This window comes from Escherichia sp. 10290 (genome assembly GCF_030295155.1).
Classification (GTDB): Bacteria; Pseudomonadota; Gammaproteobacteria; order Enterobacterales; family Enterobacteriaceae; genus Escherichia; species Escherichia coli_F.
In genome coordinates this window covers 787,203-811,764 of the sequence record NZ_AP025741.1, presented here as the reverse complement: position 1 = coordinate 811,764, position 24,562 = coordinate 787,203, and the positions used below count along the sequence as shown (strand labels likewise).

Annotated in this window: 27 protein-coding genes; 19 read left to right on the top strand and 8 right to left on the bottom strand. The window is 48.9% G+C overall.

The window, feature by feature from the left end:
• The first annotated feature begins 14 nt into the window (after nt 1-14).
• The 4 genes from ybeD (at nt 15) to lipA (ending at nt 3,407) form a co-directional block, all read left to right on the top strand.
• On the top strand, nt 15-278 hold the full coding sequence (gene ybeD / locus QUE74_RS03855) for a DUF493 family protein YbeD (RefSeq protein WP_000850550.1): 264 nt from the start codon (nt 15-17) through the stop codon (nt 276-278).
• Between the two features lie 100 nt (nt 279-378).
• The gene (lipB, locus tag QUE74_RS03850; RefSeq protein ID WP_000284042.1) at nt 379-1,020 is read left to right on the top strand and encodes a lipoyl(octanoyl) transferase LipB; all 642 of its coding nucleotides are present in this window, start codon (nt 379-381) and stop codon (nt 1,018-1,020) included.
• A 259-nt stretch (nt 1,021-1,279) separates the two neighbouring features.
• A complete protein-coding gene (locus QUE74_RS03845) occupies nt 1,280-2,233 on the top strand; it encodes a YbeF family transcriptional regulator (protein WP_000378062.1) in 954 nt (317 codons plus the stop codon).
• A gap of 208 nt (nt 2,234-2,441) precedes the next feature.
• Entirely contained in the window at nt 2,442-3,407 is a 966-nt protein-coding gene (gene lipA / locus QUE74_RS03840) for a lipoyl synthase (RefSeq protein WP_000042632.1), read from the top strand.
• 100 nt (nt 3,408-3,507) lie between these two features.
• Here the strand turns inward: lipA and tatE are convergent, their stop codons facing one another.
• Together tatE and QUE74_RS03830 are read right to left on the bottom strand one after the other, a co-directional pair.
• Nucleotides 3,508-3,711, bottom strand: coding sequence for a twin-arginine translocase subunit TatE (gene tatE, locus QUE74_RS03835; protein WP_000503931.1), 204 nt, complete (start codon nt 3,709-3,711; stop codon nt 3,508-3,510).
• A gap of 128 nt (nt 3,712-3,839) precedes the next feature.
• Entirely contained in the window at nt 3,840-4,628 is a 789-nt protein-coding gene (locus tag QUE74_RS03830; protein ID WP_001354846.1) for a deaminated glutathione amidase, read from the bottom strand.
• Nucleotides 4,629-4,723: 95 nt separating this feature from the next.
• Between QUE74_RS03830 and crcB the strand changes: the two genes are divergently transcribed.
• On the top strand, nt 4,724-5,107 hold the full coding sequence (crcB, locus tag QUE74_RS03825) for a fluoride efflux transporter CrcB (RefSeq protein ID WP_000939739.1): 384 nt from the start codon (nt 4,724-4,726) through the stop codon (nt 5,105-5,107).
• A gap of 53 nt (nt 5,108-5,160) precedes the next feature.
• Here crcB and cspE read toward each other — a convergent pair whose 3' ends face one another.
• Complete coding sequence (cspE, locus tag QUE74_RS03820) at nt 5,161-5,370, bottom strand: transcription antiterminator/RNA stability regulator CspE (protein ID WP_000034825.1); 210 nt, start codon at nt 5,368-5,370, stop codon at nt 5,161-5,163.
• Between the two features lie 174 nt (nt 5,371-5,544).
• Nucleotides 5,545-6,105: a lipid IV(A) palmitoyltransferase PagP gene (gene pagP / locus QUE74_RS03815; RefSeq protein ID WP_001354845.1), complete on the bottom strand. Its 561-nt coding sequence runs from the start codon at nt 6,103-6,105 to the stop codon at nt 5,545-5,547.
• Nucleotides 6,106-6,693: 588 nt separating this feature from the next.
• Between pagP and dcuC the strand changes: the two genes are divergently transcribed.
• Nucleotides 6,694-8,079: an anaerobic C4-dicarboxylate transporter DcuC gene (dcuC, locus tag QUE74_RS03810; RefSeq protein ID WP_000955057.1), complete on the top strand. Its 1,386-nt coding sequence runs from the start codon at nt 6,694-6,696 to the stop codon at nt 8,077-8,079.
• A gap of 40 nt (nt 8,080-8,119) precedes the next feature.
• On the opposite strand, the gene dpiA is transcribed toward dcuC, so the two are convergent.
• Together dpiA and dpiB are read right to left on the bottom strand one after the other, a co-directional pair.
• Nucleotides 8,120-8,800, bottom strand: a complete 681-nt coding sequence (dpiA, locus tag QUE74_RS03805) for a two-component response regulator DpiA (protein ID WP_000126500.1) — start codon at nt 8,798-8,800, stop codon at nt 8,120-8,122.
• Entirely contained in the window at nt 8,769-10,427 is a 1,659-nt protein-coding gene (gene dpiB, locus QUE74_RS03800; RefSeq protein ID WP_001353363.1) for a sensor histidine kinase DpiB, read from the bottom strand. The genes dpiA and dpiB overlap by 32 nt, the downstream gene beginning before the upstream one ends.
• A 379-nt stretch (nt 10,428-10,806) precedes the next feature.
• Between dpiB and citC the strand changes: the two genes are divergently transcribed.
• From citC to uspG, 11 genes are all read left to right on the top strand, one after another.
• Nucleotides 10,807-11,865 (top strand): [citrate (pro-3S)-lyase] ligase, encoded by a 1,059-nt coding sequence (gene citC / locus QUE74_RS03795; protein ID WP_000467722.1) that lies wholly within the window; start codon nt 10,807-10,809, stop codon nt 11,863-11,865.
• Nucleotides 11,866-11,879: 14 nt separating this feature from the next.
• Nucleotides 11,880-12,176, top strand: coding sequence for a citrate lyase acyl carrier protein (gene citD, locus QUE74_RS03790; RefSeq protein WP_000700703.1), 297 nt, complete (start codon nt 11,880-11,882; stop codon nt 12,174-12,176).
• Nucleotides 12,173-13,081, top strand: a complete 909-nt coding sequence (gene citE / locus QUE74_RS03785) for a citrate (pro-3S)-lyase subunit beta (protein ID WP_000622357.1) — start codon at nt 12,173-12,175, stop codon at nt 13,079-13,081. The genes citD and citE overlap by 4 nt, the downstream gene beginning before the upstream one ends.
• A gap of 10 nt (nt 13,082-13,091) precedes the next feature.
• The gene (gene citF, locus QUE74_RS03780; RefSeq protein ID WP_000192245.1) at nt 13,092-14,624 is read left to right on the top strand and encodes a citrate lyase subunit alpha; all 1,533 of its coding nucleotides are present in this window, start codon (nt 13,092-13,094) and stop codon (nt 14,622-14,624) included.
• 3 nt (nt 14,625-14,627) lie between these two features.
• Complete coding sequence (gene citX / locus QUE74_RS03775; RefSeq protein ID WP_000550422.1) at nt 14,628-15,179, top strand: citrate lyase holo-[acyl-carrier protein] synthase; 552 nt, start codon at nt 14,628-14,630, stop codon at nt 15,177-15,179.
• Nucleotides 15,154-16,032, top strand: a complete 879-nt coding sequence (gene citG, locus QUE74_RS03770; protein ID WP_000062467.1) for a triphosphoribosyl-dephospho-CoA synthase CitG — start codon at nt 15,154-15,156, stop codon at nt 16,030-16,032. The genes citX and citG overlap by 26 nt, the downstream gene beginning before the upstream one ends.
• A 50-nt stretch (nt 16,033-16,082) precedes the next feature.
• A complete protein-coding gene (gene citT / locus QUE74_RS03765; protein WP_000050323.1) occupies nt 16,083-17,546 on the top strand; it encodes a citrate/succinate antiporter CitT in 1,464 nt (487 codons plus the stop codon).
• A gap of 113 nt (nt 17,547-17,659) precedes the next feature.
• Nucleotides 17,660-18,466: a ribonuclease I gene (gene rna, locus QUE74_RS03760; protein ID WP_001354844.1), complete on the top strand. Its 807-nt coding sequence runs from the start codon at nt 17,660-17,662 to the stop codon at nt 18,464-18,466.
• A gap of 229 nt (nt 18,467-18,695) precedes the next feature.
• Nucleotides 18,696-19,106, top strand: coding sequence for a nucleoside diphosphate kinase regulator (gene rnk, locus QUE74_RS03755; RefSeq protein ID WP_000089742.1), 411 nt, complete (start codon nt 18,696-18,698; stop codon nt 19,104-19,106).
• 142 nt (nt 19,107-19,248) lie between these two features.
• Entirely contained in the window at nt 19,249-19,338 is a 90-nt protein-coding gene (gene yldA, locus QUE74_RS29440; protein ID WP_349813939.1) for a small membrane protein YldA, read from the top strand.
• A gap of 123 nt (nt 19,339-19,461) precedes the next feature.
• A complete protein-coding gene (gene uspG / locus QUE74_RS03750; protein ID WP_000278505.1) occupies nt 19,462-19,890 on the top strand; it encodes a universal stress protein UspG in 429 nt (142 codons plus the stop codon).
• 121 nt (nt 19,891-20,011) lie between these two features.
• Here the strand turns inward: uspG and ahpF are convergent, their stop codons facing one another.
• On the bottom strand, nt 20,012-21,577 hold the full coding sequence (gene ahpF / locus QUE74_RS03745) for an alkyl hydroperoxide reductase subunit F (protein WP_001354843.1): 1,566 nt from the start codon (nt 21,575-21,577) through the stop codon (nt 20,012-20,014).
• A 170-nt stretch (nt 21,578-21,747) separates the two neighbouring features.
• Nucleotides 21,748-22,311, bottom strand: a complete 564-nt coding sequence (gene ahpC, locus QUE74_RS03740; protein WP_000052796.1) for an alkyl hydroperoxide reductase subunit C — start codon at nt 22,309-22,311, stop codon at nt 21,748-21,750.
• Between the two features lie 372 nt (nt 22,312-22,683).
• Between ahpC and dsbG the strand changes: the two genes are divergently transcribed.
• Complete coding sequence (dsbG, locus tag QUE74_RS03735; RefSeq protein WP_001360488.1) at nt 22,684-23,430, top strand: thiol:disulfide interchange protein DsbG; 747 nt, start codon at nt 22,684-22,686, stop codon at nt 23,428-23,430.
• A 207-nt stretch (nt 23,431-23,637) separates the two neighbouring features.
• Nucleotides 23,638-24,540, top strand: coding sequence for a DNA-binding transcriptional repressor CitR (gene citR / locus QUE74_RS03730; RefSeq protein ID WP_001354842.1), 903 nt, complete (start codon nt 23,638-23,640; stop codon nt 24,538-24,540).
• Nucleotides 24,541-24,562: the final 22 nt, after the last annotated feature.

The following is a 24,562-nucleotide window of genomic DNA, read 5'->3' as shown; positions in this document are numbered from 1 at the left end:
ACGCCGGAGCTGACATGAAAACCAAACTTAACGAACTGCTTGAATTCCCTACTCCTTTTACTTACAAAGTTATGGGGCAGGCGTTACCTGAGCTGGTTGATCAGGTGGTTGAAGTGGTACAGCGCCATGCGCCAGGTGACTACACCCCAACGGTAAAACCAAGCAGCAAAGGCAACTACCACTCGGTATCTATCACTATCAACGCCACTCATATTGAGCAGGTTGAAACACTGTATGAAGAACTGGGCAAAATCGATATTGTCCGCATGGTTCTGTAACTCGCGTATGCTTTACCCGGCCCCTGGTCGGGTAACTCCCCTCTCCTCGCTGTGATATACTTTTCCCCCACTTTTACTCATTCTCCACGGAGATGCCGTTTTGTATCAGGATAAAATTCTTGTCCGCCAGCTCGGTCTTCAGCCTTACGAGCCAATCTCCCAGGCTATGCATGAATTCACCGATACCCGCGATGAAAGTACCCTTGATGAAATCTGGCTGGTCGAGCACTATCCGGTATTCACCCAAGGGCAGGCAGGAAAAGCGGAGCACATTTTAATGCCGGGCGATATTCCGGTGATCCAAAGCGATCGCGGTGGGCAGGTGACTTATCACGGGCCGGGGCAACAGGTGATGTATGTGTTGCTTAACCTGAAACGCCGTAAACTCGGTGTGCGTGAACTGGTGACCTTGCTCGAGCAAACAGTGGTGAATACCCTGGCTGAACTGGGTATAGAAGCACATCCTCGGGCTGACGCGCCTGGTGTCTATGTCGGGGAAAAGAAAATTTGCTCACTGGGTTTACGTATTCGACGCGGTTGTTCATTCCACGGTCTGGCATTAAACGTCAATATGGATCTTTCACCATTTTTACGTATTAATCCTTGTGGGTATGCCGGAATGGAAATGGCTAAAATATCACAATGGAGACCCGAAGCGACGACTAATAATATTGCACCACGTTTACTGGAAAATATTTTAGCGCTACTAAACAATCCTGACTTCGAATATATTACCGCTTAATTGCATACATCAATGGCCCAATTTACACTGGGTCATTACTCATAATACCTGCTAATGCTTTACATCTCCTTCGCGTTTGTATATTTTCTTTATCACTTGCAGAAATGCGATGCTACGCCTTGCTCCGTAACTCACCCCATTGATTAACTTATTGAAATAGTTGATTATGGTGAGCAAAAGCGTTCCGTTCCAATTAGACATAAGATTATTGTAATTTTTTTAAATATTATTTTTCCATGAATAAAATTGGAGTAAGTGCGTGGATAGTAATAATCAAATTGAAACCTGTTTAAGCAGAAAGTCGTCAGAAGGTAAACCACAAATATTTACAACCTTACGAAATATTGATCTTAACCTTCTGACTATTTTTGAAGCTGTGTATGTGCATAAAGGGATCGTTAATGCAGCGAAAGTGCTTAATCTGACACCCTCAGCAATCAGTCAGTCTATTCAGAAACTGCGCGTTATATTCCCTGACCCATTGTTTATTCGCAAAGGCCAGGGCGTCACTCCTACTGCATTTGCAATGCATTTGCATGAGTATATCAGTCAGGGCCTTGAATCCATTCTCGGCGCGCTGGATATCGAAGGAACCTATGATAAGCAACGAACGATAACTATCGCGACCACCCCCTCGGTCGGAGCCCTGGTCCTTCCAGTCATCTATCGGGCGATTAAAACTCATTATCCGCAGCTTTTACTGCGCAACCCCCCTATCAGCGACGCGGAAAGCCAACTCAGTCAGTTTCAAACCGATCTCATCATTGATAACATGTTCTGCACCAATCGTACGGTACAACATCATGTTCTGTTCACCGACAATATGGTGTTAATTTGCCGCGAGGGAAATTCGCTACTCTCCTTAGAAGATGACAGAGAGACTATCGAAAACGCTGCACATGTACTCCTGTTACCGGAAGGGCAAAATTTCAGCGGTTTGCGGCAGAGAGTTCAAGAGATGTTTCCGGACCGACAAATCAGTTTTACCAGCTACAACATTCTCACAATCGCTGCACTGGTTGCCAACAGTGACATGTTAGCGATTATTCCCAGCCGTTTTTATAATCTGTTTAGCCGTTGCTGGCCGCTGGAAAAGCTGCCTTTTCCGTCCTTAAATGAGGAGCAAATTGATTTCTCTATCCACTACAACAAATTCAGCCTGCGCGATCCTATCCTGCATGGGGTTATAGATGTTATCCGTAATGCATTTTGAGAAAGCGTTGTTACAGCCAGTTCACAGCGCAGCACGATAAAATGGCACAATCCAACAACAATTTTACATTTTCGCGACCGCTTTGGCTGCTTTCAAGCGCGTTTCAATGATATACTGCCAGTCGTTAATTCAAAAATAGTTGATAATTACAACAATCTATTGAATTGAAACGCTTTCCTTCGTAATTCGCAACTGGAACACGCACGCTATGAGTAAACCCATTGTGATGGAACGCGGTGTTAAATACCGCGATGCCGATAAGATGGCCCTTATCCCGGTTAAAAACGTGGCAACAGAGCGCGAAGCCCTGCTGCGCAAGCCGGAATGGATGAAAATCAAGCTTCCAGCGGACTCTACACGTATCCAGGGCATCAAAGCCGCAATGCGCAAAAATGGCCTGCATTCTGTCTGCGAGGAAGCCTCCTGCCCTAACCTGGCGGAATGCTTCAACCATGGCACAGCAACGTTTATGATCCTCGGCGCTATTTGTACCCGCCGTTGTCCGTTCTGTGACGTTGCCCACGGTCGCCCGGTAGCTCCAGATGCCAATGAACCAGTGAAACTGGCGCAGACCATTGCCGATATGGCGCTGCGTTATGTGGTTATCACCTCCGTTGACCGTGATGACCTGCGCGATGGCGGTGCCCAGCACTTTGCGGATTGCATTACTGCCATTCGGGAAAAAAGCCCGCAAATCAAAATTGAAACTCTGGTGCCGGATTTCCGCGGTCGTATGGATCGTGCTCTGGATATTCTGACCGCCACACCACCAGATGTGTTCAACCATAACCTGGAAAACGTACCGCGTATTTACCGTCAGGTACGGCCTGGTGCAGATTACAACTGGTCGCTGAAGCTGCTGGAACGCTTTAAAGAAGCGCATCCGGAAATCCCGACCAAGTCTGGTCTGATGGTGGGTCTGGGTGAAACCAATGAAGAAATTATTGAGGTAATGCGCGACCTGCGCCGTCATGGTGTGACGATGCTAACGCTGGGGCAATATTTGCAGCCAAGCCGCCATCACCTGCCGGTTCAACGTTACGTTAGCCCGGATGAGTTCGACGAAATGAAAGCCGAAGCGCTGGCGATGGGCTTTACCCATGCTGCATGCGGTCCGTTTGTCCGCTCGTCTTACCACGCCGATTTGCAGGCGAAAGGGATGGAAGTTAAGTAATCCTGTAATAATTACTTACATCTGTCTGATAAAAAACCCGCTGTTTGAAGCGGGTTTTTTGTATCGAACAAGATATTGAGGGAGCGTCCTGCTCGCCACGTCACTCTTTATGAGAGAGCTTTTCAGCCTGAAGATCAACGTCTGCGCCTTTTTTCGCCGCAGCATCGTCATCATTCATCGCCTTCTTGAACCCTTTAATGGCCGCTCCAAGGTCTCCGCCCAGCGTACGTAACTTCTTAGTGCCAAACAGCAGAACGACCAGCGCCGCAACTACCAGCAGTTTGGTAATACTAATCTCACCCATAGATACCTTCTTGACATATAACCGGCAACAGAACGCGCCTTAAAAACCAGAGAATATTAACGGTCATTCGACGCGCGCACACAATAGCAATCTGTAACAAGGTGAATCAAGCACCGAGTAAAAAAACATCATAATAATTGTGGCGGCGCAAAACGACGGTTGTTTAATACTGGAAGTTGCGCGCGCACCTGACGCACTCGTTCAGGCGTCACTTCCGCCATAATAAGGGCAGGCATTTCTGCCGCCGCCGCAATGGTGACACCAAAGGGATCTATAATCCGACTTTGCCCGATATTTTTGTTCCCGCACTCCCCCGCCGCCACCATATAACTGGTAGTATCCAGCGCACGAGCGGCAAGCAACGTTGACCAGTGATGCTCTTTGAGCGGTCCGCGAACCCAGGCCGCGGGAAGTACCAGGATTTCAGCTCCCTGTAATGCCTGTGCCAGCGCCAGCTCTGGAAAGCGTAAGTCATAACAGGTCATCAGACCAACCTTCATCCCTTCGACCTCCAGTAACGAAGCGATTTCGTTACCTGCATCAACATGGCGTGACTCCTGAATGGCAAATGCATCATAGAGATGCAGTTTGGCATAACGGGCGACAATGTTTCCCGCTTGTATGGCCACCAGCATATTCCATGCGCGCCCCGGCGTTGAAGGAACATGAATCGTCAGTATTGTCGTCATCATGTTACGTTTACTTTCTCGCCGTAAACGTCCGAGGAATTCGCCTTCCAGCAGCTGTGCTGATTTAACCGATAGATCTGCATCATGATCATCACGCGCCAACAATGCTTCCGGCAGGACAAACAGCGAAACGTCGTTTTCCGCCGCCTGCGCCATCAACGAGGCACAAATCTCAGCGTTCTTTTCCCACACAGATGTAACAGCAAACTGTCCTGCGGCAACCAGCATTGCCACCTCCTACTGTCAGAGTCGTAAAATTCGCCAACGGCGATTATTCGGCGTTACACTTATCACTCATACAAATCAAATAGCAGGATTTTGCAGTGTTACAACTTCTTTTAGCAGTTTTTATTGGCGGTGGTACGGGAAGCGTGGCGAGATGGCTGTTAAGTATGCGATTTAACCCGCTGCATCAGGCGATTCCGTTGGGGACGCTGGCTGCAAACCTGATTGGGGCATTCATCATAGGAATGGGATTCGCCTGGTTTAGCAGGATGACGAACATTGATCCAGTGTGGAAAGTATTAATCACCACCGGATTTTGTGGCGGTCTAACAACCTTCTCAACATTTTCGGCAGAAGTGGTGTTTTTGTTACAAGAGGGCCGCTTTGGCTGGGCATTACTGAACGTTTTCGTCAACCTTCTGGGGTCTTTTGCCATGACCGCACTGGCTTTCTGGCTGTTTTCGGCCTCAACCGCAAACTAAAGACCAAAAAAAACCCGCTGATTAAGCGGGTTTTGAATTCTTGCTGACGTATCTTACAGAGCGATTACGTTTGCAGCAGAAGGGCCTTTGGCACCGTTAGTGATTTCGAACTCTACGCGCTGACCTTCAGCAAGAGTTTTAAAACCATTAGTCTGGATTGCAGAGAAGTGTACGAACACGTCTTTGCTGCCGTCTTCCGGAGTAATGAAACCGAATCCTTTGGACTCATTAAACCACTTAACGTTACCTTTAATCTTAGACATCAAAATTACCTTTACATGAAAAATAGACACAAATGCTGTGTCGGTTACCAGTACACCAATTGTGGTACGCTTTGTCCAGTGCAACTTTACTAAAAAGTGATAAAAGTCGCGTTATTTTTGATGTTAATTATTTTACTCATTGATTTTAAAGAAGTTACTAAAATTTCATTTGTCTCAAAACTGAAAGCGCATCCAGGCAAAGTACACATTGCCATTGTTATAGGTACCCGGAATGTAGGTCATCTGAAAAGTCACTGGACCATAACCCACAGAGGCCAATGGCAGTAGAACCGGGAGAGGGATGTAATTCCAGTTATCGCGTGCCGTTACGCCAGCGGTGAATCCCAGTCCTAAATGAAAATTTTCATCCGCCAGCGGTCGCCAGGTACTTTCCCATCCGTATCCGGCAATCGGTTCCCATTTGTTCCACGAGTCCTTAAATGCCATGGCATACAGGCCATGCCAGTTTCCTTTTTCATCCCAACGCGACTGACCAAAACCGCCACCCCACGGTCGCTCGTTATAGCGATCGGTTTTTTCTTTGTCGTAAGCGAAACGAGCATGCCAGGTGATGGCAGGAATATATAAATCATAATGTTCAGGCTGTTGCCAGGTTTGTGTAATATTTTCTCCAAACGTTGTCATCCACTCATCTGCGTTAGCTAAAACTTTACCAACGCTGATTAACTGAATAAAAACAAAGGAAAATATAGAGACATATTTACTCACGTTCATTTGTGACCATAAAACATTTATCAAAAATCTACTATTAGCATAGCAAAACTACAATTAACATAACCTTAATAGACCCAACATGAAGAATAATCTGAATAGCTGTTCTATTTATTTCCGCTTGTTCAAGATAAATATTTCCGCGCATCTATTAAAGATGATGCGTCGTTTTCTGCGATGGGAATAGTCATAAAAGAAAAACCAAGTCTTTTTTGATGACAAAATACAATCAAGAAAAAATTACTTTATTTTTTAATAAGATACAAAAAACTTCTTAACGAAGAATATATTATATATCGTCAACCTATGCTCATGGTAGATTATTTTTTGAGCGCACGCCCGCGGCTAACACCATTGCAATTAACAAATTTGCATCAATCCACCATCAATTTACACACATTATTATGTGATAATTGCCAACCGCTAAATATGCGTTTTGTTATCTATGTATAAAAACAGCAACTTCAATGTCTTAATGGCAGTTTTTCTTGATTTTAATCAGCATTCACCGCCAATTTATTGGGCATATTTTTTCCTTAAGTTTTAGGAATTTTTTATTATTTACTTTGGGGCCTGGAGACAGGAAAAATTATGCTGACATTCATTGAACTCCTTATTGGGGTTGTGGTTATTGTGGGTGTAGCTCGCTACATCATTAAAGGGTATTCCGCCACTGGCGTGTTATTTGTCGGTGGCCTGTTATTGCTGATTATTAGTGCCATTATGGGGCACAAAGTGTTACCGTCCAGCCAGGCTTCAACAGGCTACAGCGCCACGGATATCGTTGAATACGTTAAAATATTGCTAATGAGCCGCGGCGGCGACCTCGGCATGATGATTATGATGCTGTGTGGCTTTGCCGCTTACATGACCCATATCGGCGCGAATGATATGGTGGTCAAGCTGGCGTCAAAACCATTGCAGTATATTAACTCCCCTTACCTGTTGATGATTGCCGCCTATTTTGTCGCCTGTCTGATGTCTCTGGCCGTCTCTTCCGCAACCGGTCTGGGTGTTTTGCTGATGGCAACCCTGTTTCCGGTGATGGTGAACGTTGGTATCAGCCGTGGTGCAGCTGCTGCTATTTGTGCCTCCCCGGCGGCGATTATTCTCGCACCGACTTCAGGGGATGTGGTGCTGGCGGCGCAGGCTTCCGAAATGTCGCTGATTGATTTCGCCTTCAAAACGACGCTGCCTATCTCAATTGCTGCAATTATCGGCATGGCGATCGCCCACTTCTTCTGGCAACGTTATCTGGATAAAAAAGAGCACATCTCTCATGAAATGTTAGATGTCAGCGAAATCACCACCACTGCTCCTGCGTTTTATGCCATTTTGCCGTTCACGCCGATCATCGGAGTGCTGATTTTTGACGGCAAATGGGGGCCGCAATTACACATCATCACTATTCTGGTGATTTGTATGCTGATTGCCTCCATTCTGGAGTTCATCCGCAGCTTTAATACCCAGAAAGTGTTCTCGGGCCTGGAAGTGGCTTATCGCGGGATGGCAGATGCGTTTGCTAACGTGGTGATGCTGCTGGTTGCCGCTGGGGTATTCGCTCAGGGGCTTAGCACCATCGGCTTTATTCAAAGTCTGATTTCTATCGCCACTTCGTTTGGTTCGGCGAGTATCATCCTGATGCTGGTATTGGTGATCCTGACAATGCTGGCGGCAGTCACGACCGGTTCAGGCAATGCGCCGTTTTATGCGTTTGTTGAGATGATCCCGAAACTGGCGCACTCTTCCGGCATTAACCCGGCGTATTTGACTATCCCAATGCTGCAGGCGTCAAACCTCGGTCGTACCCTGTCACCCGTTTCTGGCGTAGTCGTTGCGGTTGCCGGGATGGCGAAAATCTCACCATTTGAAGTCGTAAAACGCACCTCGGTGCCGGTGCTTGTTGGGCTGGTGATTGTTATCGTTGCTACAGAGCTGATGGTGCCAGGAACGGCAGCCGCGGTCACAGGCAAGTAAATAGTCATGCCGGAGGCAAGCTTCCTCCGGCTTTATCATGTCACCCACTGTGGTATATGCGTTGCGGTCTGCCAACTTTGCCGTGAACAATTTCAGCAATAATCAGATGGCGGCTGGCGCAATATTCAAGATAACGTCTGGCAGTGGTGCGGCTGATAGTCAGTGCCTGCGCCACCGTTTCTGCCGTATGTTGCACACCAGGCTCTTTAAACAGTTTTCGCACCGCGTTTAGCGTCAAGGGGTCAATGCCGGTCGGCAGTTCGTCTTTGGGTTCACCGCGAGCATAGGCATTAAACATCTCATCGATTTGCTTCTGGCTGGCGCTATCAATACTTTCCAGCATATGTTTACGCTGGCGGAAACGGGTTAGCGTTTGCCCCAGCCGTTCATAGGCAATTGGCTTAATGAGATAATCAAATACACCACAACGTACGGCTTCAGACACCGTTTCCATATCACTGGCTGCAGTGGTAAACACCACGTCGCCGGGATAATGCGCCTGCACCAGTTCATGCAGTAAATTAATCCCTCTACCGTCAGGAAGATAGTTATCGAGCAAGATTAGCCCCGGCTTAAAACGCTCGATCATCATTCGGGCCTGCGCCAGGTTTCCCGCCAGTAATATCTGACTGAATCCGGGAATGTGACGAATATATTCCGCATGCATCTCTGCCAGCGGCGTTTCGTCCTCAACGATCAATAGGGTTAATGGAGCTGTCATTAGGTTTCACTTTCGGAATATAGATTGAAAATAAGGTACCGCAGGGATCATTATCTTCGAGAGTGATAACACCACCGCAGCGCGTTACGTAGCTGGCAATCAAGTACAACCCAATGCCATGTTCGCCGGGCTCGTCAGCACGCGTACTGACACCCTGCTCAAATATTTTGTCTCGTAGAGACTCTGGAACGCCGCAGCCCTGATCGGCGACTTCAATCACCACATCATCGCCTTCATCGCTGAGGAATAATTCAACGATCTTGTTTCCTTCATCGCTACGCAGGCTGGCTTCGAAGGCGTTATCAAGTAAATTGCCAACAATGGCTGCAAACTCGGTGCTGTCCAGTCCTGGCGGCAGTTGCGAAAGCTGACTTCCGGGGACGATGACCATTTTTAGCCCCAGTTCGCGGGCGCGCTGCACTTTACCAAAAAGCAGCCCCGCCACCTGGCGATCGGCAAACGCCTCGCGCAGGCTATCAATGAGCTGTTGCTGGGCCTGAGACTCCCCCTGCACCATCGCCAACACGCGATCATACTCTTTCATCTGCAACAGACCATTGAGCGTCGACATCCAATTGAGATGCTCGTGTCGCAATGTGCGCAGGCTCTCGACGTATTGTTTAATTTGCGTCAGTTGTGCATTGAGGGTGGATATTTCGTCTTTACTACGAAAGCTGATAATGGCCCCCAGCAAATCATCACCAGAACGAATAGCTTCCCGGTTGGCAATAACGCTCAGACCGTTAAAGTTCGCCACCACATCCTGACGTTTTTCATCAATCTGTTCGGTAAAGAAATCGGCGGGCCTGACCACTTCAGCAATGGGTTTACCCAACCATTGCCGTCCGGGGGAACTCAGCCCCAGCATCTTTCTTGCGTTACGATTGATGGCGGTAATGTAACCGTGCGGATCCACCGCAATCAGCCCTTCATAAACCGAACTAAACAGCGCCTCTTGCTGACGGACCACGCGTGCGATTTGCTTTGGCTCCATGCCCATCATTTGCCGACGGATATGCGCGGCCAGGAACCACGACAGCAACATCAGAATCCCTAACAGCACGACAAACACGCCAGCCATCGGTAATAAAAACTCAGCCCGCCAGCTATCGATTTTACTCACCAGGTAGCCAATCGACACCACGCCGATGACTTTTCCATCGTCATCAAAGATTGGCGTTTTGGCACGCATCGCCATGCCAATTGACCCTTTCCCGGTGATAAAGTAGCTCTCCCCTTTCTCCAGCGCGCCCGGTTTGGTGAATTGCATAGGATAACCAATTTTCTCCGGATTAGGATGGTAAAGACGAATCGAGTGCCGGTCACCAATCACGACATAATCGAAATCAGTATCTCTTTGTAATTTGTTAGCGATGGTCGCCAGCCTCTTGTAGTCACGCGTTTTCACTGCGCTGATGATACTGTCATTAGAAGCAATAATTTTTGCCTGATTCATTGCCATGTCGCGCACATGAAGCGTTAAATAGTCCTCAAAACTGGCCGTAAAATATTGCGCCAGGGCTGCAATGACAAATATTGAGAACACCAGAATCAGCAAAAAGATACGCAGCGGAAATGCCAGTCTTTGGAAAAATGCAAACTGTTTATTCTCGTTAAGCTGCAACATTGTTTTCCTTGCGGGTTGTCCCGAGCCTTTTTGACGGATGTAATTAAAATGTTGAATCAAAATACATAGATATTAAATATAATCGTGGCAAATTTTATTCATTAAATCAATTAAATCACTTAAACCTGCGGGTCATTTCGTAATTACATTAATTAAAAAACTTAAAACCATTAAATAAATAAAAAACCACTAACTCTATGTGAAATAAATCAAAATTTCACGCTGCAATACTCCTTAGGATGTATAGCGAAAGGAGAAAAAGATATACCTCGATCGCCCCCCTTTCTCCCAAGTGAAAATAAAAGGTTATCAGTTTGCAACATCGAACAACATTCGTTGCAAATCGATAACAACATGCACCTTCAGGATACTATTTATTATGTTCGGCAATGATATTTTCACCCGTGTAAAACGTTCAGAAAATAAAAAAATGGCGGAAATCGTCCAATTCCTGCATGAAAATGATTTGAGCGTTGACACCACAGTCGAAGTATTTATTACCGTAACCCGCGATGAAAAGCTTATCGCGTGCGGTGGAATTGCCGGAAATATTATTAAATGCGTTGCTATCAGTGAATCCGTTCGCGGTGAAGGACTGGCGCTGACATTAGCCACTGAATTGATAAACCTCGCCTATGAGCGGCACAGCACGCATCTGTTTATTTATACCAAAACCGAATACGAGGCGCTGTTCCGCCAGTGCGGTTTTTCCACGCTGACCAGTGTACCCGGCGTGATGGTGCTGATGGAAAACAGCGCCACGCGACTGAAACGCTATGCCGAATCGCTGAAAAAATTTCGTCATCCAGGGAACAAGATTGGCTGCATTGTGATGAACGCCAATCCCTTTACGAATGGTCACCGTTATCTGATTCAACAGGCTGCAGCACAGTGCGACTGGTTGCATCTGTTTTTAGTTAAAGAAGATTCTTCACGCTTTCCCTATGAAGACCGGCTGGATCTGGTGTTAAAAGGCACCGCCGATATTCCACGCCTGACTGTGCATCGCGGCTCCGAATACATCATCTCCCGCGCTACGTTCCCTTGCTACTTCATTAAAGAACAGAGCGTCATTAACCATTGTTACACCGAAATTGATCTGAAGATTTTCCGTCAGTACCTCGCTCCCGCGCTGGGTGTAACTCACCGCTTTGTCGGTACTGAACCCTTTTGTCGCGTTACCGCCCAGTACAACCAGGATATGCGCTACTGGCTGGAAACGCCGACTATCTCCGCACCGCCCATCGAACTGGTTGAAATTGAGCGGCTGCGTTACCAGGAGATGCCGATATCCGCTTCCCGGGTACGTCAACTGCTGGCGAAAAACGATCTCACGGCTATCGCGCCGCTGGTCCCTGCAGTCACGCTGCATTATTTGCAGAACCTGCTTGAGCACTCCCGCCAGGACGCGGCAGCTCGTCAAAAGACCCCCGCATGAGAAACAGGTGAAAAATGAAAATAAACCAGCCCGCCGTTGCAGGCACCCTTGAGTCTGGGGATGTGATGATACGCATCGCCCCACTCGATACGCAGGATATCGACCTGCAAATCAACAGCAGCGTTGAAAAACAGTTTGGTGATGCCATTCGCACCACCATTCTGGACGTTCTCGCCCGCTACAACGTGCGCGGCGTACAGCTGAATGTCGATGACAAAGGCGCACTGGACTGCATTTTACGTGCACGACTGGAAGCCCTGCTGGCACGCGCCAGCGGTATCCCGGCTCTGCCATGGGAGGATTGCCAATGATTTCCGCTTCGCTGCAACAACGTAAAACTCGCACCCGCCGCAGCATGTTGTTTGTGCCTGGTGCCAATGCCGCGATGGTCAGCAACTCATTCATCTACCCGGCTGATGCCCTGATGTTTGACCTCGAAGACTCCGTAGCATTGCGTGAAAAAGACACCGCCCGCCGCATGGTTTACCACGCGCTGCAACATCCGCTGTATCGCGATATTGAAACCATTGTGCGTGTAAACGCGCTGGATTCCGAATGGGGTGTCAACGACCTGGAAGCCGTCGTTCGCGGTGGTGCGGACGTTGTGCGTCTGCCGAAAACCGATACCGCTCAGGATGTTCTGGATATCGAAAAAGAGATCCTGCGTATCGAAAAAGCCTGTGGTCGTGAACCCGGCAGTACCGGCTTGCTGGCGGCGATTGAATCTCCGCTGGGCATTACCCGCGCAGTGGAAATCGCTCACGCTTCCGAGCGTTTGATCGGTATCGCCCTCGGTGCAGAAGACTATGTGCGCAACCTGCGTACAGAACGCTCCCCGGAAGGAACTGAACTGCTGTTCGCTCGCTGCTCCATTTTGCAGGCCGCGCGATCTGCGGGTATTCAGGCGTTCGATACCGTCTATTCTGACGCAAACAACGAAGCCGGATTCCTGCAAGAAGCCGCCCACATCAAACAGCTGGGCTTTGACGGCAAATCGCTGATCAACCCGCGTCAGATTGATCTGCTGCACAACCTCTACGCACCGACCCAGAAAGAAGTGGATCACGCCCGCCGCGTCGTAGAAGCCGCTGAAGCCGCCGCTCGCGAAGGCCTCGGCGTGGTTTCCCTGAACGGCAAGATGGTGGACGGTCCGGTTATCGATCGCGCCCGTCTGGTGCTCTCCCGCGCAGAACTTTCCGGCATCCGCGAAGAATAAGGCAATCAAAATGACGCAGAAAATTGAACAATCTCAACGACAAGAACGGGTAGCGGCCTGGAATCGTCGCGCTGAATGCGATCTTGCCGCTTTCCAGAACTCGCCAAAGCAAACCTACCAGGCTGAAAAAGCGCGCGATCGCAAACTGTGCGCCAACCTGGAAGAAGCGATTCGTCGCTCTGGTTTACAGGACGGCATGACGGTTTCCTTCCATCACGCTTTCCGTGGCGGTGACCTGACCGTCAATATGGTGATGGACGTCATCGCGAAGATGGGCTTTAAAAACCTGACTCTGGCCTCCAGCTCCCTGAGTGATTGCCATGCGCCGCTGGTAGAACACATTCGCCAGGGCGTGGTTACCCGCATTTATACCTCTGGCCTGCGCGGTCCACTGGCGGAAGAAATCTCCCGTGGTCTGCTGGCGGAACCGGTGCAAATCCACTCTCACGGCGGACGTGTGCATCTGGTACAGAGCGGCGAACTGAATATCGATGTGGCTTTCCTCGGCGTCCCGTCCTGTGATGAATTCGGTAATGCCAACGGCTACACCGGTAAAGCCTGCTGCGGCTCCCTCGGCTATGCAATGGTTGATGCCGACAACGCAAAACAGGTCGTGATGCTTACCGAAGAACTGCTGCCTTATCCGCATAATCCGGCAAGCATTGAGCAAGATCAGGTTGATCTGATCGTCAAAGTCGATCGCGTTGGCGATGCTGCAAAAATCGGCGCTGGTGCTACCCGTATGACCACTAACCCGCGCGAACTGCTTATTGCCCGTAGCGCTGCGGATGTGATTGTCAACTCAGGCTACTTTAAAGAAGGTTTCTCCATGCAGACCGGCACCGGCGGCGCATCGCTGGCGGTAACCCGTTTCCTGGAAGACAAAATGCGTAGCCGCGATATTCGCGCCGACTTCGCCCTTGGCGGTATTACCGCAACGATGGTTGATCTGCACGAAAAAGGTCTGATCCGCAAACTGCTGGATGTACAGAGCTTTGACAGCCACGCTGCACAATCGCTGGCCCGTAACCCCAATCACATCGAAATCAGCGCCAACCAGTACGCTAACTGGGGTTCAAAAGGTGCATCGGTTGATCGTCTCGACGTGGTGGTACTGAGCGCGCTGGAAATTGACACCCAGTTCAACGTTAACGTGCTGACCGGCTCTGACGGCGTACTGCGTGGCGCTTCCGGTGGTCACTGCGATACCGCGATTGCCTCTGCACTTTCCATCATCGTCGCACCGCTGGTACGCGGTCGTATTCCGACTCTGGTGGATAACGTGCTGACCTGCATCACCCCGGGCTCCAGTGTCGATATTCTGGTCACAGACCACGGTATCGCAGTTAACCCGGCACGTCCGGAACTGGCAGAACGTCTGCAGGAAGCGGGGATCAAAGTGGTTTCTATTGAGTGGCTGCGTGAACGTGCGCGTCTGCTGACCGGTGAACCACAGCCGATTGAATTCACCGACCGCGTCGTTGCCGTTGTGCGTTACCGCGATGGCTCGGTGATCGATGTTGTGCATCAGGTGAAGGAATAAGCCATGCACCTGCTTCCTGAACTCGCCAGCCACCATGCGGTGTCAATTCCCGAGCTGCTCGTCAGCCGGGATGAAAGGCAAGCACGGCAACACGTCTGGCTCAAGCGCCATCCTGTTCCACTGGTCTCCTTTACCGTGGTTGCGCCTGGGCCGATTAAAGACAGCGAGGTCACACGCCGAATTTTTAATCATGGCGTGACAGCCTTGCGTGCCTTAGCCGCAAAACAGGGCTGGCAAATTCAGGAGCAGGCTGCACTGGTTTCCGCCAGCGGGCCGGAGGGCATGTTGAGCATTGCCGCCCCGGCTCGCGACCTCAAGCTCGCCACCATTGAGCTTGAACATAGTCATCCTCTCGGGCGGTTATGGGATATCGATGTCCTGACACCCGAAGGCGAAATTCTCTCCCGCCGCGACTATTCACTGCCGCCTCGCCGCTGCCTGTTGTGCGAGCAAAGCGCAGCTGTTTGCGCGCGTGGAAAAACCCATCAACTGACCGATTTACTCAACCGCATGGAGGCGCTGCTGAACGATGTCGATGCCTGCAACGTCAACTAAAACCACAAAGCTTGCGACGTCATTAATCGATGAGTACGCCCTGCTGGGCTGGCGCGCCATGCTGACTGAAGTCAATCTGTCACCGAAACCAGGCCTCGTGGATCGGATTAACTGCGGGGCGCACAAAGATATGGCGCTGGAAGATTTTCACCGCAGCGCGCTGGCGATTCAGGGCTGGTTACCCCGTTTCATTGAATTTGGTGCCTGTAGTGCTGAAATGGCACCAGAAGCGGTACTCCACGGATTACGCCCAATTGGTATGGCTTGCGAAGGTGATATGTTCCGCGCCACTGCGGGCGTAAACACGCATAAAGGCAGCATTTTTTCTTTAGGGCTACTGTGTGCGGCAATTGGCCGTTTGCTTCAACTCAACCAGTCGGTAACGCCAATAACCATTTGTGCGACGGCGGCAAGTTTCTGCCGTGGCCTGACCGATCGCGAACTGCGTACCAATAATTCACAACTGACGGCAGGTCAACGGTTGTACCAGCAACTTGGCCTTACCGGCGCGCGCGGCGAAGCCGAAGCAGGTTACCCACTGGTGATCAACCACGCCCTGCCGCATTACCTCACTCTGCTGGATCAGGGGTTAGATCCTGAACTGGCATTGCTCGATACCTTACTCCTACTGATGGCGATCAACGGCGATACCAACGTTGCATCGCGCGGTGGCGAGGGAGGCCTGCGCTGGCTACAGCGCAAGGCGCAAACATTATTGCAAAAAGGGGGCATCCGAACCCCCGCCGATCTCGATTATCTCCGGCAGTTCGACAGGGAGTGTATCGAACGAAATCTCAGTCCAGGCGGCAGTGCCGACCTGCTGATCCTTACCTGGTTTTTAGCACAGATTTAATTATTTAAGCACTTGATAAATTTGGAAATATTAATTTTCGGAGAACCCGTATGTCTTTAGCAAAAGATAATATATGGAAACTATTGGCCCCACTGGTGGTGATGGGCGTCATGTTTCTTATCCCTGTCCCCGACGGTATGCCACCGCAGGCATGGCATTACTTCGCTGTGTTTGTGGCAATGATTGTCGGCATGATCCTCGAGCCAATTCCGGCAACAGCGATCAGTTTTATTGCGGTTACTATTTGCGTTATTGGCAGTAATTACCTTCTCTTTGATGCCAAAGAATTAGCTGACCCAGCGTTTAATGCGCAAAAACAGGCGCTGAAATGGGGTCTGGCTGGTTTTTCCAGCACCACGGTATGGCTGGTATTTGGCGCATTTATTTTTGCATTAGGGTATGAAGTTTCCGGGTTAGGTCGTCGCATTGCCCTTTTCCTGGTGAAATTCATGGGCAAACGCACGCTGACGTTAGGTTATGCGATAGTCATTATCGACATTCTGCTGGCACCGTTTACACCGTCCAACACCGCGCGTACCGGGGGTACGGTTTTTCCGGTCATTAAAAACCTGCCGCCGCTGTTTAAATCATTCCCGAACGATCCGTCCGCGCGTCGTATTGGCGGCTATTTGATGTGGATGATGGTCATTAGTACCAGTCTGAGTTCGTCCATGTTTGTCACCGGTGCGGCACCAAACGTGCTGGGTCTGGAGTTCGTCAGCAAAATTGCCGGCATCCAGATTAGCTGGTTGCAGTGGTTCCTCTGCTTCCTGCCGGTTGGCGTTATCTTACTTATCATTGCGCCGTGGCTTTCCTACGTGCTTTACAAACCGGAAATCACACACAGTGAAGAAGTAGCAACCTGGGCGGGTGATGAACTAAAAACCATGGGTGCGCTGACACGCAGAGAGTGGACGCTGATTGGCCTTGTATTGCTCAGCTTAGGTTTGTGGGTATTTGGCAGTGAAGTCATTAATGCTACTGCGGTAGGTCTGCTGGCAGTTTCGCTAATGCTGGCCCTGCACGTTGTGCCGTGGAAAGACATTACCCGCTATAACAGCGCATGGAACACGCTGGTCAACCTGGCAACTTTGGTTGTGATGGCTAATGGCCTGACTCGTTCTGGCTTTATTGACTGGTTCGCCGGTACCATGAGTACGCACCTGGAAGGATTCTCACCAAACGCAACGGTGATTGTACTGGTTCTGGTGTTCTACTTTGCGCACTACCTGTTTGCCAGCCTGTCTGCGCACACCGCAACCATGCTGCCGGTTATTCTGGCCGTCGGTAAAGGTATTCCGGGCGTACCAATGGAACAACTGTGTATCCTGCTGGTGCTGTCTATCGGTATCATGGGCTGTCTGACGCCGTATGCAACCGGTCCTGGGGTGATTATTTACGGCTGCGGCTATGTGAAATCAAAAGATTACTGGCGACTTGGTGCAATCTTCGGGGTGATTTACATCTCTATGTTGCTGTTGGTTGGCTGGCCGATTCTCGCCATGTGGAACTAATACGTTCGCCAAACGCTGAATAAATCATCACGCCCGCCAGGTAAGCCCACCTGGCGGGCTTTTTTATGATTTAATAGATAGTATTCAGTGTATGTATGAGTTCCACACCCATTATGAAAGCATTCTGGCGTAACGCCGCGTTGCTCGCGGTTTCTCTGCTTCCCTTCTCTTCTGCCAACGCCGTGGCGTTGCAGGCAAAACAGTATGGCGATTTTGATCGCTATGTCCTGGCCCTCTCCTGGCAAACCGGATTTTGCCAGAGTCAACACGATCGAAATCGTAACGAACGAGATGAATGTCGCCTGCAAACCGAAACGACCAACAAAGCTGATTTTCTGACCGTACATGGTCTATGGCCAGGATTGCCTAAATCGGTTGCTGCCCGTGGTGTTGATGAACGCCGCTGGATGCGCTTCGGTTGCGCTACTCGCCCAATCCCGAATCTGCCAGAAGCACGCGCCAGCCGGATGTGTTCATCGCCGGAAACTGGGTTATCGCTGGAAACGGCAGCTAAACTAAATGAAGTCATGCCGGGAGCTGGCGGTCGTTCCTGCCTGGAACGTTACGAATATGCCAAACACGGCGTCTGCTTTGGTTTTGATCCGGACGCTTACTTCGGCACGATGGTACGTCTGAATCAAGAAATTAAAGAGAGCGAAACCGGAAAATTTCTTGCGGATAACTATGGTAAAACAGTGAACCGCCGTGATTTTGATGCCGCCTTTGCCAAAAGCTGGGGAAAAGAGAACGTGAAAGCCGTTAAGCTAACGTGCCAGGGTAACCCTGCGTATTTGACTGAAATTCAGATCTCGATCAAAGCTGACGCCATCAACGCTCCGCTTTCTGCAAACTCATTCTTGCCACAACCACACCCAGGCAACTGTGGCAAAACCTTTGTGATTGATAAAGCAGGTTATTAATCCTCTGATTTACAAAAGACGCTAATTCGTCTTCCATAAACTATGACGATTAAGATTTATACATAATGCGCTGCATTGAGGAATTCCCTGAATGTGACGCAAATCACTTCAAAGAGTGAGCAACAGTCAGTATCATCATGTGAGTTAAACCCTCGCCGCCTGACGGTGAGGGTTTTCTTTTGGGTATGTTTATCTGCGACACTCGCAGTACCGACGACATGGAGTAAAAATGTCCAGACCAACTATCATCATTAACGACCTGGATGCCGAACGCATCGATATTCTGCTGGAGCAACCTGCCTATTCTGGTTTGCCAATCGCCGACGCGTTAAACGCAGAGTTGGATCGCGCCCAAATGTGTTCGCCAGAAGAGATGCCACACGACGTGGTGACAATGAACAGCCGGGTTAAATTCCGCAATCTTAGCGATGGCGAAGTGCGTGTGCGCACGCTGGTGTATCCGGCAAAAATGACCGATAGCAATACTCAGCTTTCCGTTATGGCTCCGGTAGGTGCCGCACTGCTGGGGCTGCGCGTTGGCGATTCCATTCACTGGGAACTTCCGGGCGGCGTTGCAACCCACCTTGAAGTGCTGGAACTCGAATACCAGCCAGAAGCTGCTGGCGACTACCTGCTTTAATCCCATCTGCACAAGCGACAACTCGCTTTGCCCAGAGGATGCACTCGCATCCTCTTTCCGCTCAAATATCAACCAGATTTATCATTTTGCTCTTAAGCACAGCATTCTAATCTGAACTGGTTATTCATCTGCGGAACCCCATATGAGCGAAGCTCTCAGTATCACTGCGTTTTATATATTCATAGCAGCTATTATTGTTGCTGCAGTGCTATACCTTGAACAACGCTGGTAGTACCTGGTTTTATTTATTTTCCAGATCAATCGCAAATTCAGATCGAATCAGCCTCGCAAATCATAGATTCATAATCAATAATGTGCTGTTATGTATACATGCAAAAACAAGGAGAGAATGCTTATGTACAAAACAATCATTATGCCAGTGGATGTATTTGAAATGGAATTGAGCGACAAAGCTGTTCGCCACGCTGAATTCCTCGCCCAGGATGATGGAGTTATTCATCTACTTCACGTACTACCGGGGTCAGCCAGCCTGAGCCTGCACCGTTTTGCCGCTGATGTACGTCGTTTTGAAGAGCATCTGCAACATGAAGCAGAAGAACGTTTGCAAACGATGGTCAGCCACTTCACCATCGATCCTTCCCGCATTAAACAACATGTCCGTTTTGGTAGCGTGCGGGATGAAGTCAATGAGTTGGCAGAAGAACTGGGGGCTGATGTTGTCGTTATCGGTTCGCGCAACCCATCGATTTCGACCCATCTGTTAGGTTCTAACGCCTCAAGCGTTATCCGCCACGCTAATCTGCCTGTACTGGTCGTTCGCTAACAGACAAAAATATTTATACCGCCCTGCCCGGAGCCATCCCGGCGGGGCTTTTTATTGCAATAAAAAAGCCGCCAGGTTTGACCCCGGCGGCTAAGCAATTGCAGGTGAATCTTACTTCTTCTTATGCTGTTTTGGTGCGAATCAGGTAGTCAAAAGCACTCAGAGAGGCTTTGGCACCTTCGCCAGTGGCGATGATGATCTGCTTGTACGGAACCGTCGTACAGTCACCCGCTGCGAACACGCCTTTGACGTTGGTTTCGCATTTCGCATCAATGATAATCTCGCCCATGCGGTTACGTTCGACTGCGCCTTCGAGCCAGTTGGTGTTCGGCAGCAGACCAATCTGGACAAAAATACCGGCCAGTTTGATGTTGTGAATATCGCCGCTGACACGATCGCGATATTCCAGACCAACAACTTTGCTGCCGTCGCCTTTCACTTCCGTGGTTTGCGCATTCAGAATAATGTCGACGTTTTTCAGGCTGCGCAGTTTGTCCTGCAGAACCTGGTCGGCTTTCATTTCTGGCGCAAATTCCAGCAGAGTTACGTGTTCAACGATACCCGCCAGGTCGATTGCCGCTTCCACGCCGGAGTTACCACCGCCGATAACCGCTACGCGTTTGCCTTTAAACAGCGGGCCGTCGCAGTGCGGGCAGTAGGTCACGCCTTTGGTACGATACTGATCTTCTCCCGGAACATTCATGTTGCGCCATTTTGCACCGGTCGCCACTATAATGCTGCGTGCTTTCAGTACCGCGCCAGAAGCTGTTTCAATCTGATGCAGGCCACCTTCAACCGCTGCCGGAATCAGTTTGCTGGCGCTCTGGCTGTCGATCACATCAACGTCGTATTCATCAACATGAACTTTCAGTGCACCTGCCAGTTTTTGGCCTTCGGTCTTCGGTACAGAAATGTAGTTTTCGATATCAACGGTATCGAGGATCTGACCACCAAAACGTTCACCCATCAAACCGGTACGGATGCCTTTACGTGCGGAGTAAATTGCTGCCGCTGCACCCGCCGGGCCGGAACCAACGATTAATACGTCATAAGCATCACGCTTGTTCAGCTCTTCTGCCGCACGTTTTTCCGCGCCAGTATCAATTTTGGCGACGATTTCGGAAATAGTCATGCGGCCCTGACCAAACTCTTTCCCGTTTACGAACACTGCCGGAACGCCCATCACGTTGCGATCGGTGATTTCGTTCTGGAAGGTGCCGCCGTCAATTGCCGTATGCTTGATGCGCGGGTTCAGTACGCTCATCAGGTTCAGCGCCTGCACCACGTCCGGGCAGTTATGGCAAGAGAGCGAGTAATAGGTTTCGAATTCAAAATCACCGTCAATATGGCGAATCTGCTCCAGCAAAGACTGCGCTTCTTTTGACGGATGACCACCGGTCCACAACAACGCCAGTACCAGCGAGGTGAACTCGTGGCCCATCGGGGAACCTGCAAAACGTGGCCCCTGGTTGGAACCTGGGTTAGTGATCAGGAAAGACGGCTTACGCACCGGCAAGCTGTTATCTTCTTTAAAGGTGACTTTGTCTGACAGTTCTGCGATTTCAGCCAACAGTTCCTTGATTTCTGCCGATTTAGCGCTGTCATCCAGCGTGGCAATTAACTCAACAGGCTTGGTCAATTTCTCAAGGTAAGCCTTGAGTTGAGTTTTCATATTTGTGTCGAGCATGTTTATCTCCTGGGCTTTAAACATCATCATGCAAGCGGCCTCTGCGGCTACCTGGATGCAGCTTGCATCATGGTGCGGGGAAGAAAATCGGGTGCCGCAGCACCCGATTAATTAGGTGAATTTCCGAACTATTTCGCGCCGGAGTTGGTAGCGCGAAAGACAAAGGAAATTTAGATTTTACCAACCAGGTCCAGAGACGGAGCCAGAGTTGCTTCACCTTCTTTCCATTTAGCCGGGCAAACTTCACCTGGGTGAGAAGCTACGTACTGTGCTGCTTTGATTTTACGCAGCAGGTCAGACGCGTCACGGCCAATGCCTTCAGCGGTAACTTCGATTGCCTGGATGATACCCTGCGGGTCAACAACGAAGGTTGCACGGTCAGCCAGACCTTCATCTTCACGCATGTTGTCGAAGTTACGGGTCAGGGCGCCAGTCGGGTCGCCGATCATCGCATATTTGATTTTAGCGATAGTTTCAGAGCTGCTGTGCCATGCTTTGTGGGTGAAGTGAGTATCGGTAGATACTGCGTATACATCTACGCCCAGTTTCTGCAGTTCTTCGTAGTGGTCAGCAACGTCACCCAGTTCGGTCGGGCATACGAAAGTAAAGTCAGCCGGGTAGAAGAAGAAGACGCTCCAGCGGCCTTCGGTATCTTTTTCGGTGATTTCGATGAATTCGCCGTTTTTGAATGCCTGGTTTTTAAAAGGTTTAATTTTGGTGTTAATCAAGGACATCTATACTTCCTCCGTGTTTTCGATGAGATGTAAGGTAACCAATTTTTGCCGATTCGGCTAATGCGTTTCCATTATCAAATCGATAAGTTTTACCTTACAACCGTCGTAAGACAACTTTGTGAACTTTGCACCGCCAGTGGCGATAAAAAGTAAAATGGGCCCCCTTTCCAGGTGACCGTGTAATCTGAACTACCCTTTGGTATCTTCAGCGCCTGCCTGCAGGCTGTGGTGTTGCCCTTACAAATGCAACAACGACATGGATTACAACACCCTCATAAACAAAGGGCAATCACCTGATCTAAGCTCTTACCTATGACAGTGATAGGTTATGCCTTTTACTCCATTTTTGCACTGACTGAAAAGGACAAATTAATGTTAAAAAAGATACTTTTACTGGCTCTGCTTCCTACAATCGCCTTTGCAGAGGAACTTCCTGCTCCGGTAAAAGCGATTGAAAAACAGGGCATTAAGATCATCAAAACGTTCGATGCCCCCGGCGGAATGAAAGGTTATCTCGGCAAGTATCAGGATATGGGCGTCACCATCTACCTGACTCCAGATGGTAAGCACGCTATCTCTGGTTACATGTACAACGAGAAAGGTGAAAACCTGAGTAACATGCTTATCGAAAAAGAAATTTATGCGCCAGCCGGACGCGAAATGTGGCAACGGATGGAACAATCGCACTGGCTCCTCGACGGTAAAAAAGACGCGCCAGTCATAGTCTACGTTTTCGCCGATCCGTTCTGCCCATATTGTAAACAGTTCTGGCAGCAGGCGCGCCCGTGGGTTGATTCTGGCAAAGTACAGTTGAGAACATTGTTGGTTGGGGTTATCAAACCAGAAAGTCCGGCGACAGCCGCGGCAATTCTGGCCTCTAAAGATCCCGCAAAAACCTGGCAAGAATATGAAGCCTCTGGCGGCAAACTTAAGCTAAATGTGCCTACAAACGTAAGTGCAGAGCAAATGAAAGTGTTAAGCGACAACGAGAAACTCATGGACGATCTGGGGGCAAATGTCACACCGGCTATCTATTACATGAGTAAGGAAAATACGCTGCAACAGGCCGTGGGGTTGCCCGATCAGAAAACGCTTAATATCATCATGAGAAATAAATAGAAGGTAATTCATGGGTGGTTGAAATACATTCTTGCTTTTCAACCATTCTAAAAACGCATGAATTGCTTCTTCCCCTCCTGACAACTGTGTTACTTTAGAAAAACTTAATCCAGAGTTAAGTAATAAAACATAACAAATATAAATAAAACAGTAGAATCATTGATTGCAAGAATGATTTATGGAAAAGATAATATAACGGAGTATGTTATGGCTAATCTTTATGATTTAAAAAAATTCGACCTCAATTTACTGGTCATATTTGAGTGCATTTATCAACACCTCAGCATTAGCAAAGCAGCAGAATCATTATATATAACGCCATCTGCCGTTAGTCAGTCGTTACAACGTTTACGCGTGCAATTTAATGACCCGTTATTCATCCGCTCAGGGAAAGGTATCGCGCCGACTACAACAGGGTTAAATCTGCATCACCATCTTGAGAAAAATCTCCGAGGCCTTGAACAAACGATCAATATCGTTAATAAGTCTGAGCTGAAGAAAAATTTTATTATCTACGGTCCTCAGCTTATTTCTTGTAGTAATAACAACATGCTAATCCGCTGTCTAAGACAAGATACTTCAATCGATATAGAATGCCATGACATACTGCTTTCAGCTGAAAACGCTGAAGAATTGTTAGTTCAACGCAAAGCTGACCTGGCAATTACACTGCAACCAGTAATTAGCCGCTCTGTCATCTGCATGCCGGTACATACTATTCGCAATTCTCTTATATGTAGCAACAAACATCCTCGTATTACCGATACCAGTAACTATGAACAAATTATCGCCGAAGAATTCACCTTGTTGATATCTAAATCAGCAGGGATTGACGAAATTCAAATGGACATAGATGAACGTTTTATGAACCGTAAAGTTTCATTTCGCAGTTCTTCTTTGTTGACGATAATTAATAGTATTTCTGTTACTGACTTATTGGGCATTGTGCCCACCGAACTGTACGATTTACATCGTGATTTTTTGAAGTTACAAGAGATAAAACTGGAACGACCACTTCCTACGGTTAAACTTTATATTTCCTATAACAAGGCTTCGTTGAACAACCTTGTCTTCTCACGATTCATAGATCGTTTAAATGATAGCTTCTGATTTATTACCACGGATAAATGTT